Source organism: Thermomonospora echinospora (assembly GCF_900108175.1).
GTDB classification, from domain to species: domain Bacteria; phylum Actinomycetota; class Actinomycetes; order Streptosporangiales; family Streptosporangiaceae; genus Thermomonospora; species Thermomonospora echinospora.
This window is the reverse complement of the sequence record NZ_FNVO01000021.1, coordinates 19227-37977: the sequence shown is the minus strand read 5'-3', so window position 1 is coordinate 37977 and position 18751 is coordinate 19227. Positions and strand designations below refer to the sequence as shown.

The window sequence follows — 18751 nt, the reverse complement described above, 5'->3', positions numbered from 1 at the left end:
TCGACCGGCCGGATCCGCCCCCTGCACGCCCCTGGCCATCACGGTCCGTGAAGTCCAGGATGGGGTCCCGGCGCGCGCCGGGACATCAGGGAAACCGGTGATGTTTAAGGTTCGAGGTCTCCGGGCCGGTGCTCCCCCTCCAAGAGGGCCGGCCGCCGCATCATCAGGTCCCGGCGGGAACGCAGGCCGAGCTTGCCGTAGACCCGGCTCAGATGTGTTTCGACGGTGCTGACCTGCAACGTCAGCCGCTCGGCGATCTGTGCGTTGCTCAGCCCCCGTGCGGCCAGGCCGGCGATCCGCCGCTCGGCCGGGGTGAGGGCGGTGGGCCGTGCGCGCCTTCGCCGGCCGCCCGCCAGCCGCAGCTCGTCGAGGGCACGTCCGGCCGGCCAGTGCGCGGTCGCGGCCTCGGCGGTGGCGAGCGCGTCGGCGAGGACCCGCCGGGCCTGGACCGTCCGGCCCTGCCGGCGCAGCCATCCGCCGTACAGGAGCCGGGTCTCCACCTGTTCCAGCGGAAGCTCCACGTCCGCGTGCAGGCGCAGCGCCCTGTCGAACTCCCGCTCGGCCACCCGCGGATCCTCGGCCAGCAGCGCCCGTCCCGTCGCGGCGGCGATCCGTGGCCAGCGGCAGGGCAGCCGGCCGGCGGCGGTCTCCAGTCGGGTCACCATCCGCTCGGCGGCGGCCGTCCGGCCGGCCCTGACGTACGCGACGATCGCGTCGCGTCCCCACGGCACCACGCACGGCTCGCCGACCCCGAGGCGCTCGGTGTTCTCGGCCAGCAGATCGAACTGCCGGCACGCCTCGGCGAGCGCCCCCTCATGCAGAAACCGGCGTCCGCGCACGTACCACAGCCACAGCAGCGTCCCCGCGTCGCGCAGGCCGACGGCGCTCTCCTCCACCTGGACGCAGCGCCGCTCGCACTCGTCGAGGTCGCCCGACAGCAGCAGGATCCACGCGTGCGCGGCGGCGGCGTACCGCTCCGACATCGGCGCGAGGTCCTCGATGGCCAGGGCCTGCCCCATACTGGCGCGGGCCTCGGGAAGGCGGCCGAGGCGGGTGAACAGCTCGGCTCGGGAGATGTGCAGGAAGCTCAGCGTGCCGACGGCGCCCGCCCGTTCGGCGGCGTCGATCACCAAGTCGAAGGCGGCCTGGCACTCGGCGAAGCGCTCGGCCCACTTGGCGGCGTACGCGTGGTTGCCGAGCGCGCCCCACGTCCACTGCACGTCGTCGAGCCGTGCCTGCGGATCGTCGGCGATCTCCCGGGCGGCGGCGGCCACCTGCTCCAGGCCCGTCGCGTCACCGCCGAGGAAGGCGATGTAGCCGCGGGCGGACCCGACCCTGCGCCGTGTCGCGGGTCCCGCCCCGGCCGCCAGCCGCAGGGCGCGTTCGGCGAGCGGGAGTGCCCCGGTCCCGTCGGTCAGGTGGCGGAGCGTCGCGTGGTCCAGCAGCGCCTCGACCGCGATCTCCGGAGCCTCGGACCGGGCCAGGTCGGTGGCCCGGGCGAGTTCGGCCTCGGCCCGCCGGTGCGCGCCGGCCAGGTAGCAGGCGCGTCCCAGCATGCGGGCGGTGGTCGCGGCCAGCCGGACATCGGCACCGCCGTGCCGGGCGGCCCGGTCGAACATCTCGATCGCCTCGGTGACGCGGCCGGCGGCCATGAGGGCCTGGCCGGCCGCGGCGGTCGGCTCCGGTGCGGCGTGGTCGCCGGCGAGCCGGTGGGCGGCCGTCAGGTACCGGGCCGCGGTGGCCGTCGCCCCCACCGCGAACGCCTCGCGTCCAACGCGCACCAGCACCGCCACGGCGGCGGCGTCTCCGGCCATCCGTCCCCGGATGGCGTGCTCGGCGGCCTCCGTCTCGGCGCCCCGCCGCGCCAGCAGGCCGAACGCGGCGGCGTGCAGGCGGAGCCGGGTCGCCGCCGGCAGATCCTCGTAGAGGAACTGGTGGAACAGCGGGTGGACGAACTCGACCAGGCCGTCCGGGGTCTGGCGCAGCAGCCTGCCGCGCTGGAGTCCGTCGATGGCCGCGTCCCCGGCCTCGGGGGCCAGACCGGCGAGTTCGACGGCCATGCAGGGGTCGAAGCGCAGGCCCAGGACGCTTCCCGCGCGGGCGCACCGCATCGCGGTCTGCGACGCGCCGACGAACCGCTGCACCAGCAGTTCCGGGCGGACCAGATCGGGCGCCCGTACGACCGCCGAGTCCAGGTCTCCGCCTTCACCGAGCAGGGTCGCCGCGTGTTCCAGCAGCATCGGGTTGCCCGCGCACATCGTGTGGGCGGCCCGGACCGTCTCGGCGGACGGCTCGCGTCCCGCCCGCCGTGCGAGCAGTTGCGCGGCGGCCCGCTCGCTCAGCGGCTCCAGTTCGATGATCCGCGCATAGCCGCCGTCGCCGAGGTCGCGGGAAATGTCCAGAGCCGACGGGGGCCAGGGCCGCAGGGCCGCCACCAGCGCCACCCTGGACGAGCCCAGTCGGCGGCACAGGAACGACAGCAGCGTCAGCGAATCCGCGTCCGCCCAGTGCAGATCATCGATCACCAGCAGGACGGGGCCGTCCGGCCAGGCCCGCAGCCGCCGCCACACCCGGTAGCACTGGGTGGCCACCGCATCGACCGCCGCCCCGGACAGCAGTTCGTCGGCTCCCAGCCCGGTCAGCGCCTGTGCCACCACGTTGAACGGCACCGCCGACTCGATCGGCGCCCCCTGCGCCCGCCCCACCGCGAAGCCGGTCCCTGCCAGCTCCACCGTCTCCTGCAGGAGGCGGCTCTTGCCCATCCCGGCGTCGCCCCGAAGGAACACCGCCCCGCCCTGCCCCGTGCGAGCCGAGGCCAGCAGCCGGGAGACCGCCCCGACCGCCTCCTCCCGCTCCCACACGGTGCCGAAGTCCGCCCTGCCTTCCGCCGGGGAACGCCCGCCCATGGCGGAATCCTTCCAGCCCGGATTCCCCAGGGACAAGAGAAGTCCCTGGAAAGGAACGGCGACCGGATTTTCGACTCCTCCGAAACAACGGTCCCCTCCCCACCGGATCAGGGTGACGCCGGAGAACACGACCGCTTCGCGGCATCGATAGGACGGAAAATGCGACGGAACCCTGGAGCCGTTGCCGCCCAGGCTCGGGAGGACGCGGCCGCCGACCTCGACTGGCCGGTGTCGGTTGGACTCCCCCGTCGTGCGCGTCCACCGGCACGCCGCCGGGTTCTTCCCACCAGGGGTGTCAGGACGGCGTGAGGAATTTGGGACAGGGCGTAAAGAGCGCGTAGCGAAAACGCGCCGAGGGCCGGCGCGGTGCTTACGGTGAGGCTCGTTGGACGGTTCCGAAAGGACGAACCAGGTAGACGAACTCTTCATCGTTCCGGTGCGGGAGTGCGCGAACGGCGCGGACGCGACGGGTCACGCTCCAGCTTGCGCCGCAGCGTGGCCAGGATCTGCGGGGAGTCGTCGACGACGAGGACGCGGGTCATGGACGTTCCCGCCTCGGCGGCTGCGGATCGGTGCCGTCCCGCCAGGCGGCGACCCGGTCGAGGATGATCGGGTCGGCGAGCGGTTCGCCGTCGGTGGCGGTGCCGGCGATGGGCAGGGTGACGATCATGGTGAAACCCCCGCCGGGGGTCTCCTCGGGGGTCAGGGTGCCGCCCATCGCCTCGGTCAGCCCGCGCGACAGCGCCAGGCCGAGCCCGACGCCGCTGCCGTTGTCGCGGTCGCCGAGCCGCTGGAACGGCAGGAACACCCGGTCCCAGTCGGCGGGCGGGATGCCGGGGCCGCGGTCGATCACCCGCACCTCGACGTGCTCGGCGTGCGCACTGGCGGTCACCATGACGGGCTGCTCGGGCGGGTTGTGCCGGGCGGCGTTGCCGACCAGGTTGGCCAGGACGCGTTCCAGCAGCGCCGGGTCGGCCACCACCTCGGGCAGCGGCTCGGGAATCCGGATGCGAACCTCGGCCCTCCCGACGTCGCCGAGGGCACGGGGCACGATGTCCTCGACGGCGACCCGCTGGGACGAGACGCCGAGCATCCCGGCCTGCAGGCGGCTCATGTCCAGCAGATTGGCCACCAGCCGGTCCAGGCGGCCCAGCGACTCGGCGGCGGTGTCGAGCAGTTCCTCCCGATCCTCGGGGTCCCAGGCGACGTCCTGGCTGCGCAGGCTGTCGACGGCGGCCTTGGCCGAGGCCAGCGGGGTGCGCAGGTCGTGGCTGACGGCGTTGAGCAGGGCGGTGCGCATCCGGTCCGCCTCGGCCAGCGGCCGTACCTGCTCGGCCTCGGCGGACAGGCGCTGCTGGCGCAGCGCCACGGCGGCGTGCGCGGCGAACGCCTCCAGCACCCGCCGGTCCTCGGCCCGCAGGGTGCGTCCCCGCATGGCCAGCACCAGTTCCTTGGAGATGGGGATCTCGGTCTCCCCGGCCTGCGGGGTCGGGCACGGGGGGCCGCCTGCCGTGGCCACGATGCGCCAGCGTTCCGGGTCGTCGAGCAGGCCCGGGGTCTCGGCGGTGCCCGGCTCGCGTTCCAGCAGGGTGACGGCGGTGAGTGCGAAGGTCTCCCGGAGGCGTTGCAGGATGTCGTGCACGGCGCTGTGCCCGCGCAGCACGCCCCCGGCCAGCGTGGACAGCACTTCGGCCTCGGTGCGCGCCCGGGCCGCCTCGCGGCTGCGCCGGTAGTTGACGTCCACCACCGCGCTGACGGCGACGGCGACGGCCACGAACACGACCAGCGCCAGCAGATTGTCCCGCTCGGCGATGGTGAACTCGTGGATCGGCGGGGTGAAGTAGTAGTTGAGCAGCAACGACCCGGCCACGGCGGCGAACAGCGCCGGACGCAGTCCGCCGACCAGACCGACGCCGACCACCGCGAGCAGGAACAGCAGGATGTCGCTGGGCAGCGACAGGTCGGGCTGCGCCACCTGGAGCAGCAGCGTGAGCAGGGGCAGCACCGCGACGGCCAGCGCGAAGCCCGCGACCCGCCGCCACCGCGACAGCCCGCCGCCCGGCGGCCGTGGCCGTCTGCCTCGGCTGACCTCCTCGTGGGTGACCAGGTGCACGTCGATCGTCCCGGACAGGGCGGTGGTGGTGACTCCGACGCCGCGGGAAAAGATCTGCGCGATGCGGCCGCGGCGGGACGCGCCGAGCACGAGCTGGGTGGCGTTGACGCCGCGGGCGAAGTCCAGCAGCGCGGTGGGCACGTCATCGCCGACCACCTGGTGGTACGTGCCGCCCAGGCTCTCCACCAAGGTGCGCTGTTTGACGAGGTTGGCGGGGTCGGCACCGGTGAGCCCGTCGCTGTTGGCGACGTGGACGGCCAGCAGGTCGGCGCCCTTGGTGCGGTCGGCGATGCGGGCGGCCCGCCGGATCAGGGTCTCGCCCTCGGGGCCGCCGGTCAGGGCGACGACGACGCGTTCGCGGGCCTCCCAGGTGCCGCGGATGTCGTGGTCGGCGCGGTAGCGGTCGAGCTGGTCGTCGACCTTGTCGGCCAGCCACAGCAGCGCCAGCTCGCGCAGGGCGGTCAGGTTGCCGATCCGGAAGTAGTTACCGAGGGCGGCGTCGATCTTCTCAGGGGCGTAGACGTTGCCGTGCGCCATGCGGCGCCGCAGCGCCTCGGGCGTCATGTCGATCAACTCGACCTGGCCGGCGCGGCGCACCACCTCGTCAGGGACGGTCTCGCGCTGCGGCACGCCGGTGATGGCCTCCACGACGTCGTTGACCGAGTCCAGGTGCTGGACGTTGACGGTGGAGATGACGTCGATGCCCGCGTCGAGGATCTGGTCGATGTCCTGCCAGCGCTTGGCGTTGCGCGAGCCGGGCACGTTGGTGTGCGCGAGCTCGTCGACCAGCGCCACCTGCGGGCGCCGCGCGATCACCGCCTCGACGTCGAGCTCGGTGAAGGTGGCGCCCCGGTACCGCATGGTCTTGCGGGGCAGCACCTCCAGTCCCCCGAGTTGCTCTTCGGTGCGAGGGCGGCCGTGCGTCTCGACGAGACCGACCACCACGTCGGTGCCCCGCCCCTTGCGCCGGCGCCCCTCCGCGAGCATCGCGTAGGTCTTGCCGACGCCCGGGGCGGCTCCCAGGTAGATGCGGAGCCGCCCTCGCGCCATGACCTTTTCTCCTGTCTATCCGCGGTAGGGATGGGTCTTGTCGAGCGCAAGGTTGAGCCGGAGGACGTTGACCGCGGGTTCGCCCATGAACCCGAGCGCCCGCCCCGTCTCGTTGTGCTTGATGGCCGCCAGCACCTGGGCCACTGGGACGCCCCGGGCCTTGGCGACCCGTGGCGCCTGGAGCCTGGCGTATTCGGGGCTGATGTGGGGGTCGAGGCCGCTGCCGCTGGCGGTCACCGCGTCGGCGGGCACCTTCGGCGTGGCGGGCGCGTTCCCTCGGATCGGCACGGTCAGGCCGGCAGCGAGGTCCTCGCCCGGCTTGGCGCACTCGACCCGTACGCCCAGGTAGGTGCCGAGGAACGGCTGAGCCGGGCATCCCTGGTTGGCGCTCACCACCCGGGTCGGCTTGGGGACGGACCCATCGGCGGCGCGCGCGCCGAACACCTTCAGCACCGCCCCCACACCGTCGGGGGTGCAGTACGGCCGGGCACCGCTCACGCCCTCCAGTTCCCCGACCGCCTTACTGCGTTCGCACACCTGGGTGAGCAGGCTCTGCCTGCCCTCATCAGGGTTGTCCTCCTCGTCCTTGGCGCCGGGGACCGGCAGCGTGTCGAGGATGTCCTCGGGGCCGAGGTTGCTGGCGCTGGTGGACGTGGGATCGTAGCCGTCCCCGGCGGCGGACGGGCGACTCTGGAAGTACTGCCTGAGCGGGTCGCCGTTGTTGTCGGTGAAGGCCTGGCCGATCAGCGCGCTGCCCGCCGTCCGCCCGTCGGCCGTTTTGACGATCGACCCGTTCGCCCTGTCGTTCAGGCCCGGGACCTGCGCGACCGCCCAGACGGCCAGTGGGTAGGCGATACCGCACACCACCGTGAACACGAGCAGCGCGCGCACGGCGGCCAGGTGCTGGCGAATCCAACTTGGCATACGCATGTCAGGACATCCCAGGAAGGAACTGGATGAACAGGTCGATGAGCTTGATACCGATGAACGGGGTCACGATCCCGCCCAGGCCGTAGACGGCCAGGTTGCGCGACAGCAACTTGGAGGCGCTGCTGGGCCGGTACCTGACCCCGCGCAGGGCGAGTGGGATCAGCGCCACGATGATCAGCGCGTTGAACACCACCGCCGACAGGATCGCCGACTGCGGGCTGGACAGCCGCATCACATTCAGCGTGTCCAGCCCGGGGAACAGCCCCACGAACAGCGCCGGGATGATCGCGAAGTACTTGGCGACGTCGTTGGCGATCGAGAAGGTGGTCAGCGCGCCCCGGGTGATCAGCAGTTGCTTGCCGATCTGCACGATCTCGATGAGCTTGGTGGGGTCGGAGTCCAGGTCCACCATGTTCCCGGCCTCCTTGGCGGCCGAGGTGCCGGTGTTCATCGCCACCCCGACGTCGGCCTGGGCGAGGGCAGGCGCGTCGTTGGTGCCGTCACCGGTCATCGCCACCAGCCGGCCGCCCTGCTGCTCCTTCTTGATGAGGGCGAGCTTGTCCTCGGGCTTGGCCTCGGCCAGGTAGTCGTCCACCCCGGCCTCGTCGGCGATCGCCTTGGCGGTCAGCGGGTTGTCCCCCGTGATCATCACTGTGCGGATCCCCATGGCGCGCATCTCGTCGAAGCGTTCGCGCATGCCCTGCTTGACTACATCCTTGAGATGAATCACCCCCAGGACACGGGCGGAGCCGTCCACCGTTTCGCCCACCACCAGGGGTGTGCCACCGGAGGCGGAGATACCGTCGACGATCTCGCTGAGCCGCGGCGGGACGGGCCCGCCCTGCTCGCGCACCCAGTCCGCCACCGCACCGGCCGCACCCTTGCGCAGGCTCCGGCCCGGGCGCCCGTCGCCGGACTCGTCCAGGTCCACGCCGGACATGCGGGTCTGGGCGCTGAACGGCACCCACATGGCGTGCGTCAATTCACCGGGGGTGCGCTCGCGCAGCCCGTAACTCTGCTTGGCGAACACCACGACCGACCGGCCCTCAGGGGTCTCGTCGGCGAGGCTGGACAGCTGCGCCGCGCTGGCCAGCGCGGCCTCGGTCACACCGTCCAGCGGGACGAACTCGGCCGCCTGCCGGTTGCCCAGCGTGATCGTGCCGGTCTTGTCCAGCAGCAGGGTGTTGACGTCCCCCGCCGCCTCAACGGCGCGTCCGCTCATCGCCAGCACGTTGCGCTGCACCATCCGGTCCATCCCAGCGATGCCGATCGCCGACAGCAGCGCCCCGATCGTCGTGGGGATCAGGCACACCAGCAGCGACACCAGCACGATCCCGCTGACCCCGTGCGCGTCGAGCGCCGGCGAGTCGGGCACGCCGGGGTTGCCGGCCTTGGCGTAGATCGCCAGCGGCTGCAGCGTGGCGGTGGCCAGCAGAAAGATGATCGTCAGCGCGGCGAGCAGGATGTTCAGCGCGATCTCGTTGGGCGTCTTCTGCCGGCTGGACCCCTCCACCAGGGCGATCATCCGGTCGATGAAGCTCTGCCCGGGCTTTTGGGTGATCTTCACGATGATCCGGTCCGAGAGCACCTTGGTACCGCCGGTGACGGCCGACCGGTCACCGCCCGACTCGCGGATCACCGGGGCCGACTCGCCGGTGATGGCCGACTCGTCCACGCTGGCGATGCCCTCGACCACGTCCCCGTCGCCAGGGATGATCTCACCGGCGTCCACGACCACGATGTCGCCCTGCCGGAGCTCCGGCGCGCCGACCCGCTCCGCACGTGCCTCGGCCTGACCGGCGGTCCAGCCGACGAGTCGGCGGGCCGTCACATCCGTCTTGGCCCGGCGCAGCGAGTCGGCCTGCGCCTTGCCGCGTCCCTCGGCCACCGCCTCGGCCAGGTTGGCGAAGATCACCGTCAGCCACAGCCAAACCGTGATCAGCCAGCCGAACCAGCTCGGCCGGGCGATCGCCAGCATCGTGGTCCACACGGCGCCGACCTCGACGATCAGCATGACCGGGTTGCGCCACAGCGTCCGCGGGTCCAGCTTGCGCACCGCGTCCGGCAGCGATCGCAACAGTTGCCCGGGGTCGAGCAGCCCTCCGGAGACCTTGCCGCCGCCCCTGGGGGTGGGCGTCTGCGCCGGAGCAGGTGACGCGCTCAGCGTCTGTGCAGTCATCAGTGAATTCCTTCAGCCAGCGGCCCGAGCGCCAGCGCGGGCAGGAACGTGAGGGCGACCAGCACGACCGTCACGCCGGCGACCATGCCGACGAACTGCGGCCGGTGGGTGGGCAGGGTGCCCTCCGACGCGGGCGTCTGCCCCTGGCGGGCCAGCGACCCGGCCAATGCCAGCACGAAGATGATCGGCAGGAACCGGCCGAACGCCATGCACAACCCCAGCGCGGTGTCGTAAAACACCGTGTTCACCGTCAGTCCCGCGAACGCGGACCCGTTGTTGTTGGACGCCGAGGTGAACGCGTACAGCACCTCCGAAAGCCCGTGCGGCCCGGAGTTGAGCATCCCCGCGCGGCCGCTGTCGGTCGCCATCGCCACCCCCGTGCCGACCAGCACCAGGATCGGCGTGATCAGGAAGTACAGCGAGGCGAACTTGATCTCCCGGCTGCCGATCTTCTTGCCCAGGTACTCGGGCGTACGGCCGACCATCAGCCCGGCCACGAACACCGTGATCACGGCCAGGACCAGCATGCCGTACAGCCCCGCGCCCACACCCCCGGGCGCGACCTCGCCGAGCATCATGTTGAACAGCGTCATCATGCCGCCGAGGCTGGTGTAGGAGTCGTGGAACGAGTTCACCGCGCCGGTCGAGGTGAGCGTGGTCGAGGCGGCGAAGACCGCCGAGTTCAGCACCCCGAACCGGGTCTCGGTGCCCTCGGTGGCGGCGCCCACGGCGGTCGGCACGGTCCCGTGGTGAATCCCCTGGAAGAGCATGGTCAGCGAAATGCTGGCCAGGGCGAGCACGCCCATCACCGCGGCGATCGCGTACCCCTGCCGCACCTGGCCGACCATCCGCCCGAACGTGCGGGTCAACGCGAACGGGATCAGCAGAATCAGGAAGATCTCCAACCAGTTGGTCCACGCGGTGGCGTTCTCGAACGGGTGCGCGGAGTTGGCGTTGTAGAAACCGCCGCCGTTGGTGCCCAGTTCCTTGATGACCTCCTGGGACGCCACCGGGCCGCCGGTGATGGCCTGCTGTCCGCCGGCGATGGTGGCCACGGTGTGGTCGGCCGGGTTCCAGAAGTTCTGCACCACCCCGCCGCTGACCAGGATCAGCGCGGCGACGAACGCGATGGGCAGCAGGATCCGGACGGTGCCGCGGGTCAGGTCCACCCAGAAGTTGCCGAGCTGGTCGGTCCTGGTGCGGGCGAACCCGCGCACCAGCGCGATCGCCACGGCCATGCCGACCGCCGCCGACACGAAGTTCTGCACCGCCAGCCCGGTCATCTGCACCAGGTGGCCCATCGTCGACTCGCCCGAGTACGACTGCCAGTTGGTGTTGGTGACGAAGCTGACCGCGGTGTTCCACGCCTGGTCCGGCTTGACCGGGTCCATGCCCAGGCTCAGCAGCAGACGGTCCTGCAGCCGCTGCAACCCGTACAGGAACAACAGGCTGACCACCGAGAACGCCAGCACACTGCGGGCGTACACGCCCCAGCGCTGCTCGGCGTCGGGCTTCACTCCCACCAGCCGGTAGATCCAGCGCTCACCGCGCAGGTGCCCCGTCCCGGAGTACGCCCGGTACATGTAGTCGCCCAGCGGCCGGTAGACCAGGGCCAGGGCGAGCACGAGCGATCCCAGGAAAAGGATCCCCGCCGTCGTCGGGCTCACTAGAAACGCTCCGGAAAAAGAAGGGCCGCCACCAGGAAGACGGTCAGCAGCACGGCCAGCACCAGGCCGACCACGTTCTCTACGGTCATAGCCGTTCCACCGCCTTCACCACCAGCGCCAGCAGTGCGAACACCGCCACTGTCAGCAGCACGAACGCCAGATCAGACATTTTTTCGATTCCTCGATCGGACGTCCCGGGATCCTTTCCCGGGACACGCCCCCAGGGAGGCCCCGACGACGGCGGGCGCGCGGAACGCCCACGCCGCCACCGCGTTCACCAGCACGATGAACGCGACCCGCCAGGGCGCCTGCTTCAGCACGACCGCGACGACGAACACGCGGAAAGCTCCGCGAGACAGCGTCCGAGCGGACGCTTCCAAACGGTCCATCGTGATCTCCCCTGGGGCTGTATCGCACCCCTGATTTCCGGGCACCCCAGGAGTAAAGCGTCGCCTTTGCAATACTTCGAGACATCTTGACGCGTTCTTAGCGCCCAGACCCAAAGCCTTAACACGTCCCTAACGCCGAACGTCTGCCTCAGCGCCGGCTACCGGCCGGAGATCCGGCCATTGCGGAAGGCATCCACGAACGTGTCCTTGTTTTCGACGTCAGGCCCTGGGCGATGATCGGGGTGGGTGATCGGCAGTTGGAGCTGGTCGATCACGATCGGTTGGCGCACGTGGTGGTGGGGCAGGTCGGTCTGCCGGGGGTGTGGTTGGAGACCCCGAACGCGCGCGCCTTCCCCGCGGCCTCCAGGTCGTCGAAGGCGCGGGCGGCACCTCTGCCTACTTCGATGTGGGCGCGGGTACGTGGAACGACTTCACGGCGCTGACGAGCGGTGCCAGTTCGGGGTGCTCGGCCGCCTCGTCGAGCGCTTCGCGCAGGGCGGCGTCGTTGGTGGGCCGCGCCTCCTCCAGCAGTCTCCTGCCGGCTTCGGTGACGTCGGTGTAGATGCCACGGCGATCGGTGGGGCACAGGTAGCGCTGGAGCAGTCCCCGTTCCTCCAGACGCGTCACCAGGCGGGTGGTGGCGCTGTGGCTGAGGACCACCGCGTCGGCGACCTGCTTCATCTGCAGGTGGCCGCCCTCGCCGTCGTGCTGCCGGCTGAGCACGTCGAGCAGGGAGTACTCGCGCACACTCAGGTCGTGCCCGGCCTGCAGGGCGCGCTCGATGTGCGCCTCGATCCTTCCGTGCAGCAAGGACAGGGCGCACCAGCCCTGTGCCAGGGCGGTGGGCGCGGGGTCCGTCGCGGTCATGAGCATCCCTCCGTCCCAGAGCGGCCGCCACCAGGATAGAGCAACATCGCGATAGTCGGATGTTGCAATATCCCGCGTCTACAACTATTGTCGGCGCGGCAAAAAGCTGTCTGCAACCACCTGGGAAGGTGTGGTCCCTTGCCTCTCGCGCTTGTGGCCCTGGCGATCGGGGCCTTCGGCATCGGAACGACCGAGTTCGTGATCATGGGGCTGCTGCCCGAGGTCGCGGGAGACTTCGGCGTCTCCATCCCCACCGCCGGCCTGCTGGTGACGGGCTACGCGCTGGGCGTCGTGTTCGGCGCCCCGCTGATGACCGTCGTCGGCGCCGAGACCCCCCGCAAGCGGATGCTGATGCTGCTGATGGGGTTGTTCACCGTCGGCAACCTGATCTCCGCCCTCGCCCCCGCCTTCGCCGTGATGCTGCTCGGCCGCGTGGTCGCCTCGCTCGCGCACGGCGCGTTCTTCGGCATCGGCTCCGTCGTCGCAGCCGGATTGGTCGCGCCGGGCAAGAAGGCCGGCGCCATCGCGATGATGTTCACCGGTCTGACCGTCGCCAACGTCGTCGGTGTCCCGCTGGGCACCTTCGTCGGCCAGAGCGCCGGCTGGCGCGTCACCTTCGGCATCGTCGCCGCCCTCGGCGTGATCGGCCTGGCCGGCATCGCCATGCTCGTCCCCCGGACGCCCAAGCCGGAGGGCGTGCACCTGCGTCAGGAACTGGCCGCCTTCAAGAACGCCCAGGTCCTGCTCGCCATGGCGATGACCGTACTGGGCTTCGGCGGCGTCTTCGCGGCCATCACCTACATCGCACCGATGATGACCCACGTCGCCGGCTTCGCCGACGGCTCGGTCACCTGGCTACTCGTCCTGTTCGGCCTCGGCATGGTCGGCGGCAACCTCGTCGGCGGCAGGTTCGCCGACCGTGCCCTGATGCCCATGCTGTACGTCTCCCTGGGCGCCCTGGCGGTCGTCCTGGCCCTGTTCACGCTCACCGCGCACCACAAGATCCTCGCGGCCGCCACGATCACCCTGATCGGCGCGCTGGGCTTCGCCACCGTCCCACCCCTGCAGAAACGCATCATCGACCAGGCGCACCGCGCCCCGACCCTGGCGTCGGCCGTGAACATCGGCGCCTTCAACCTCGGCAACGCTCTGTCCGCCTGGCTCGGCGGCCTCGTCATCGCCGCCGGTCTCGGCTACACCGCCCCCAACTGGGTCGGCGCCGCCCTCGCCGCCGCCGCTCTGCTGCTCGCCTTCCTCTCCGCCGCCCTGGAACGCCGGGACAACGCCCCGAACACCGCCGTCGCGGCCTCCGCACCCGCCGAACAGCAGCCCGTCGGGCACCGATGAGCCGGCTCCGCGGATCGCCCACCCGCGATCCCCTATTTCGCCACCTCCGCGATAGGGCGCTATCGCAGCGCGAACGACGTCTTCGGCCCTGCCGACTTCCAGAACACCGTGCCCGACAGTGAGCATCACCGCCATCTCCGTGATGCCGGCCATCCTGTGAACGTGCTACAGCCTTTCCTGTGGACCGGCCAGAAATTCGCGCGACGAACCAGAACTCCCAGCAAGGGATGAAGTTCCACGGAGCAGAGGTGCTGCAGGAGCCTGCACCGGACCGGCGAAAATCAAGTGAACGCGCAGAGACGGCGATCATGGGCGCTGCCGCCGCTACACTCCTACTGACGCGACCGCACGTGACTCCCCTCCCAGGAAGAGCCCTTCGTGACCGACACCCCACCTTCTGTGGATCTGCGCACTGACGAGCCGCACCCCGCGCGGGTGTACGACTTCTACCTGGGCGGCAAGAACCACTTCGGTGCTGACCGAGAGTTCGGCCAGCGGATTCTGGGCATCTGTCCGCAGTTGCGGCCGCTGGCGCAGGCCAATCGCAGGTTCCTGGCCCGCTCGGTCTGTCTGCTCGCGCGCGACTACGGGATCCGACAGTTCCTGGACCTCGGTACCGGATTGCCGACCTCGCCCAACCTGCACGAGGTCGCCCAGAGCATCGCTCCCGACTCCCGGGTGGTGTACGTCGACAATGACCCGATCGTGCTCACTCATGCCCGCGCGCTGCTGACCAGCCGGCCGGAGGGCGCCACCGACTACATCGACTCCGACGTCGTCGACATCGACCGCGTCGTACAGCAGGCGGCCCGGACGCTGGACTTCCGCCGGCCGATCGCCGTCAGCGCGCTGGCCCTGTTCCACTTCCTGCCCGACCCTCAGCCCGCTGACCTGCTGGCCTACCTCCGCAGCCGGCTCGCCCCCGGCAGCTTCCTGACGATCAGCCATGTGCTCCCGGCCCTGCGGGAGGTCGCCAAGGCGTATCAGGGGACGATGGGCCTGGGCACCCTGCGCGACAGGGACGAGATCACCGCACTGTTCGGCGACTTCGAACTCCTCGAACCAGGCCTGGTCGAACCATACCGTTGGCGGCCCGAACTGGAGCCTGGCGAGCAGGAGCCCGGCGACGAGATCGCGGATCTGGGGGCCTGCGCGGTCGCCCGCAAACCGATGGAGTGATCGCGCGTTCTGCAGGGCTGACGGCGGATGACCCGGGGCCGATCGAGTAGGCCCGGCGTCCTTCAGGACCTCCATCGGTCCAGGCATCCGCGCGTTCGGCGCGCACGGCCTCGCGCAGGGCCTCGGTGCGCTTGCCACCGCCGCGCACGGTAGCTCGGGCGCGCTCGGCGGTCGGCCGGGCCTGTGGGTCCTTGGCCAGGCAGGCGGCGATGATGCCGCGCAACGGTTCGGCCAGGCCGCCGAGGTCGGGGTCGGGGTCAGGGTCGGCGGTCAGGATGCGGTTGAAGACCGCGGGCATGGTGTCCTGGCCGTACAGAACGACGCCACCCGCCGGGCCGCCTGGATCTCCCAGGCGAACCGCGCCCTGGCCCGGGCGTCCCCGTCGAACCGGGCGTGCAGCACCTTCACCGCGACGGGCAAGTTATCCGGCGCGTACCCCAGGAAGACCGTCCCTGTCCCCCGGCCCCTAGCCGCCCGGTCAGCCGATACCCGGCCACCTCCGTCGGATCCCCTGACTGCAGCGGTGACGCCTGCAGCATCGGCCCTCCCGGCGTTGCGACTCGACGGTGATCCTGACCACCGCAAAACGCCTCGGAAAGGGCGGTGCCGCTCGCTGTCCCGCTGTACGGGGGAAGAGGCTGCGCCCGCCGCCGTACGGGCGGGGAGCAGGTGGAGCCGTCGTCGCCGTGTGGGGCGTCCGCAGGACGGATGAAAAACGTGACACAAGATGTCGGGTTTTGGGTCGAGCATGGTTCCACCGGTCGGCGTCGATGACGGACGTGGACCGAGCCCTACGGATAGACGAGGACCTCGATGCGCGAAACCCGAGAAGAGCTCAACGAGCTGCAGGCCCTACTGGACGCTTCGCTGTCCCGTTCCACCTCACATCTCCGCTCGATCATCAATGCCGAGAGCACGCTGACCGCGGAGCAGCTCACCGGCGTCCTCACCGGGATGTGCACCCTGGCCCTTTCCACCGTGACGGCCAAGGGCGAGCCACGGATCAGCGGGGCGGACGGGCACTTCCTGCACGGTAAGTGGCACTTCGGCACGGCACGCAAGGCCGCCAAGGCCGGCCATCTGGCCGCCCGCCCCGTCGCCAGCGTCGCGCACATGCGCGGTGAGGACCTGGGCGTGTTCACGCACGGCACGGTGGAGATCCTCAACCCCCAGGACGGCGAGCCGGCCGCGGACTGGCCGGATCTGCTCGCCTACTTCAAGGACTTCTACGGCGACGACGCCTTCGACTGGGACAACGACGTGGTCTACTACCGGCTGCATCCGCACTGGATGAGCGTCTACGCCCCCGACATCGCCAAGCTCACCGCGGCGTCGCGGTCCTGATCCGCAGCACGGGCCGCATCGGGACCGGCCATGTGCCGGGACATCTGGCCAACCGGCCGCTCATCCCGTTGAGGACGAGCGGCCGCCGTGTAGTGGCGTGATCGGTTCGTTTGTTCGGCATGGGCGGGGCCTGTCCGCCCATGCCCTGCCGTGTTGCGAGAGGGTGGACGAGAGTTGACCGTATTCGTACGGGACGTCGCGAGCATGGAGCACGAGACCATCGACGTGGTGGGGGCTCGTACCAACAATCTGCGGGACGTGTCGGTGAGCATCCCCAAGGGGCGGCTCGTCGCCTTCACCGGAGTCAGCGGCAGCGGCAAGACCTCGCTGGCCATCGACACCCTGCACAACGAGGCCCAACTGCGGTACCTGGAAGGGCTGTCGCCGTTCGTACGGCAGTACATCACCCAGCGCAATCGGCCGAAGGTCGACCGCATCCTGGGGCTCGGCGCCACGCTCGCCGTCGACCAGCGCCGCCTGAACCGCAACCCCCGCTCCACGGTCGCGACGATCACCGGCATCGACGGGCACCTGGGGCTGCTGTACTCGCGTCTTCCCGGGGTCGGCGCGGACCCGGCAGCCGAGCGCGGCGACGGGCATCTGACGACCGCTCACTTCGACCGCAACACGCCGGAAGGGAGTTGCGCGGACTGCCACGGGGCGGGCGGGCGCTGGCAGGCGCAGGAAGACCTGATCATCACCCACCCGGAGCTTCCCCTGTTCGAGGGGGCTTCCCCCTGGTACGCGAAGTGGCGGTCGGGGGAGCACGCGTTCATCCCGGCACTCGCCGAGAAGCGGGGCGTGGACCTCGGCCGGCCCTGGCAGTCGCTGCCCGAGGAGTTCCGTCACTGCGTGCTGTACGGCACGGGCGACGAGAAGATCGAGGCGACCGTCGACATGCCGAACAAGAATGAGACGGCCCTGATGACCTACACCTCGAGCCGGCCGCTGCGGGGCACGCTCGCCGAGGTGGAACGGGTGTTCGCGAACGCCCAGACCTCCAGCGCCAAGCAGCGCTACCTGACGTACATGCGCAAACAGCCCTGCGGCACCTGCGACGGCAGCGGGTACGGCCGGGTGACCCGGTCCGTGCGGCTCGGCGGGCTGACCTATCCCGACCTGCTCGAAGTGGAAGTGCGGGAGGTCCGCGGCTGGGCCACGTACGTGGCGGACGACCTGGGCGCCCGGCAGCGCGAGGTGGGTGAGCCGCTGCTGCAGGACCTGAGCCGCAGGCTCGCGATCCTTGACCGGCTCGGTCTGGCCCATCTCCAACTGTCCCGGAGCGCGGCGACGCTGTCCGGGGGCGAGTTGCAGCGGACCCGGCTCGCCGCACAGCTCGGCACCGAGCTGAGCGGCATCATCTTCGTCCTGGACGAGCCCGGGACCGGGCTGCATCCGGCGGACAAGGCGCATCTGCTCGACATCGCACTGGAACTGCGTGCGGCCGGCAACACGGTGCTCCTCGTTGAGCACGACCCTGAGCTGATCGCCCGGGCCGACTGGGTGATCGATATGGGGCCCGGCGCGGGCCGCCTTGGCGGTGAGGTCCTGGTGTCGGGACCGCCCGCCGATGTGGCCGCCCACCCGGCGTCGCTGACCGGCCGCTACCTGGCCGGCCAGGGGCCGCGGCTGCGCCGGGCCCGCCGCCCGGTCGGGAACGACACCCGCTGGGTGGAGTTGCACGGCCTGCGTGCGCACAACGTGACCGCGGACCTGGTGCGTTTCCCCGCCGGCCGGCTCACCTGCCTGACCGGGGTGAGCGGCAGCGGCAAGAGCAGCCTGCTCGGCGCGCTCGGGACGAGCGTGGAGGCCGCCCTGAACGGGACGGCGACCGACACGGTCCGGGAGGTGACCGGCCTCAGGGACTTCGGCTGGGTCGCCATCGTCGATCAGGAACCGCTCGGGCGGACGCCACGGTCCAACCCGGCCACCTACAGCAAGGCGTTCGACATGGTCCGCAAGCTGTTCGCCGAGACCGACATGGCGCGTGGGCGCGGGGTCAACGCCTCCTGGTTCAGCTTCAACACCGCAGGCGGCGGCCGCTGCGAGACCTGCACCGGTTACGGCCGCAAGCTGGTCGACATGCACTTCCTGCCGGATGTGTGGGTTGTCTGCGACGCGTGCGAGGGCCGGCGCTACAAGCCAGAGGCGTTGGAGGTCAGGTATCAGGGGTTGGCCATCGATCAGGTGCTGGAACTGACCGTCGCCGAGGCCGTGGAGCGGTTCTCCGAGCCTCGGCAACTCGCGGAGACCCTGGGAGCCTTGAACCGGGTCGGGCTCGGCTATCTCCAACTCGGCCAGAGTGCCACCGAGTTGTCCGGCGGCGAGGCCCAGCGGCTGAAGCTGGCGTCCGCGATCCAACGCGGTGCGGCGAGCCGCAAGGCCGGCCTCGTCGTTCTCGACGAGCCCGTCTCAGGCCTGCACCCGTCCGACGTCCAGCGTGTGGTGGACGCGCTCGATGTGCTGCTCGACTCGGGCAACACCGTCGTCGTGGCCGAACATGACATCCCCGTCTCCGCGTCCGCGGACTGGGTGATCGACCTGGGGCCGGGAGCCGGTCCGGACGGGGGCTTGGTGGTCGCGGAGGGCACCCCGGACGCCGTCGCGGCATCGGACACCCCGACCGCCGGTTTCTTCCGCCGCTACGCAGCGGGCCTGCCGCTCCTGGAAGTGAGGGAAGGCGCGCCCTGCTGAGGTGCCGGGCCCGGCGCGAGCCGGTGCGGACGCAGGCCGCCGAGCTGATCGCCGGCCTGTCCGGGGCCCACTGCACCCAGCGTGGT

Annotated in this window: 12 protein-coding genes; 4 read left to right on the top strand and 8 right to left on the bottom strand. The window is 70.9% G+C overall.

Annotated features, from left to right (window positions below; all coding sequences use genetic code 11):
* Positions 1-104: 104 nt before the first annotated feature.
* The 8 genes from C4U03_RS32160 to C4U03_RS32120 all read right to left on the bottom strand — a co-directional run bounded on the left by C4U03_RS32160 (position 105) and on the right by C4U03_RS32120 (position 12101).
* Entirely contained in the window at positions 105-2906 is a 2802-nt protein-coding gene (locus C4U03_RS32160) for an ATP-binding protein (RefSeq protein WP_160147166.1), read from the bottom strand.
* A gap of 538 nt (positions 2907-3444) precedes the next feature.
* Positions 3445-6069: a sensor histidine kinase gene (locus C4U03_RS32155; RefSeq protein WP_103943311.1), complete on the bottom strand. Its 2625-nt coding sequence runs from the start codon at positions 6067-6069 to the stop codon at positions 3445-3447.
* A gap of 15 nt (positions 6070-6084) precedes the next feature.
* Entirely contained in the window at positions 6085-6993 is a 909-nt protein-coding gene (locus tag C4U03_RS32150; protein WP_200827616.1) for a potassium-transporting ATPase subunit C, read from the bottom strand.
* A gap of 7 nt (positions 6994-7000) precedes the next feature.
* Positions 7001-9178, bottom strand: coding sequence for a potassium-transporting ATPase subunit KdpB (kdpB, locus tag C4U03_RS32145; RefSeq protein WP_103943306.1), 2178 nt, complete (start codon positions 9176-9178; stop codon positions 7001-7003).
* Positions 9178-10845, bottom strand: a complete 1668-nt coding sequence (gene kdpA, locus C4U03_RS32140; protein ID WP_103943304.1) for a potassium-transporting ATPase subunit KdpA — start codon at positions 10843-10845, stop codon at positions 9178-9180. Before kdpA ends, kdpB begins: the two co-directional genes overlap by 1 nt.
* Positions 10845-10934 (bottom strand): K(+)-transporting ATPase subunit F, encoded by a 90-nt coding sequence (kdpF, locus tag C4U03_RS42185; RefSeq protein WP_103943302.1) that lies wholly within the window; start codon positions 10932-10934, stop codon positions 10845-10847. The genes kdpA and kdpF overlap by 1 nt, the downstream gene beginning before the upstream one ends.
* A gap of 72 nt (positions 10935-11006) precedes the next feature.
* Positions 11007-11183 (bottom strand): hypothetical protein, encoded by a 177-nt coding sequence (locus C4U03_RS42180; RefSeq protein ID WP_160147165.1) that lies wholly within the window; start codon positions 11181-11183, stop codon positions 11007-11009.
* Positions 11184-11630: 447 nt separating this feature from the next.
* Positions 11631-12101, bottom strand: coding sequence for a MarR family winged helix-turn-helix transcriptional regulator (locus tag C4U03_RS32120; RefSeq protein ID WP_103943298.1), 471 nt, complete (start codon positions 12099-12101; stop codon positions 11631-11633).
* Between the two features lie 138 nt (positions 12102-12239).
* On the opposite strand from C4U03_RS32120, the gene C4U03_RS32115 reads away from it, so the two are divergent.
* The 4 genes from C4U03_RS32115 (at position 12240) to C4U03_RS32100 (ending at position 18665) form a co-directional block, all read left to right on the top strand.
* Entirely contained in the window at positions 12240-13448 is a 1209-nt protein-coding gene (locus tag C4U03_RS32115; protein WP_103943296.1) for an MFS transporter, read from the top strand.
* Positions 13449-13826: 378 nt separating this feature from the next.
* Positions 13827-14627, top strand: a complete 801-nt coding sequence (locus C4U03_RS32110) for an SAM-dependent methyltransferase (protein WP_235018279.1) — start codon at positions 13827-13829, stop codon at positions 14625-14627.
* An 813-nt stretch (positions 14628-15440) separates the two neighbouring features.
* Entirely contained in the window at positions 15441-15971 is a 531-nt protein-coding gene (locus C4U03_RS32105) for a pyridoxamine 5'-phosphate oxidase family protein (RefSeq protein ID WP_103943293.1), read from the top strand.
* A gap of 174 nt (positions 15972-16145) precedes the next feature.
* The gene (locus C4U03_RS32100; RefSeq protein WP_235018278.1) at positions 16146-18665 is read left to right on the top strand and encodes an excinuclease ABC subunit UvrA; all 2520 of its coding nucleotides are present in this window, start codon (positions 16146-16148) and stop codon (positions 18663-18665) included.
* Positions 18666-18751 lie beyond the last annotated feature (86 nt).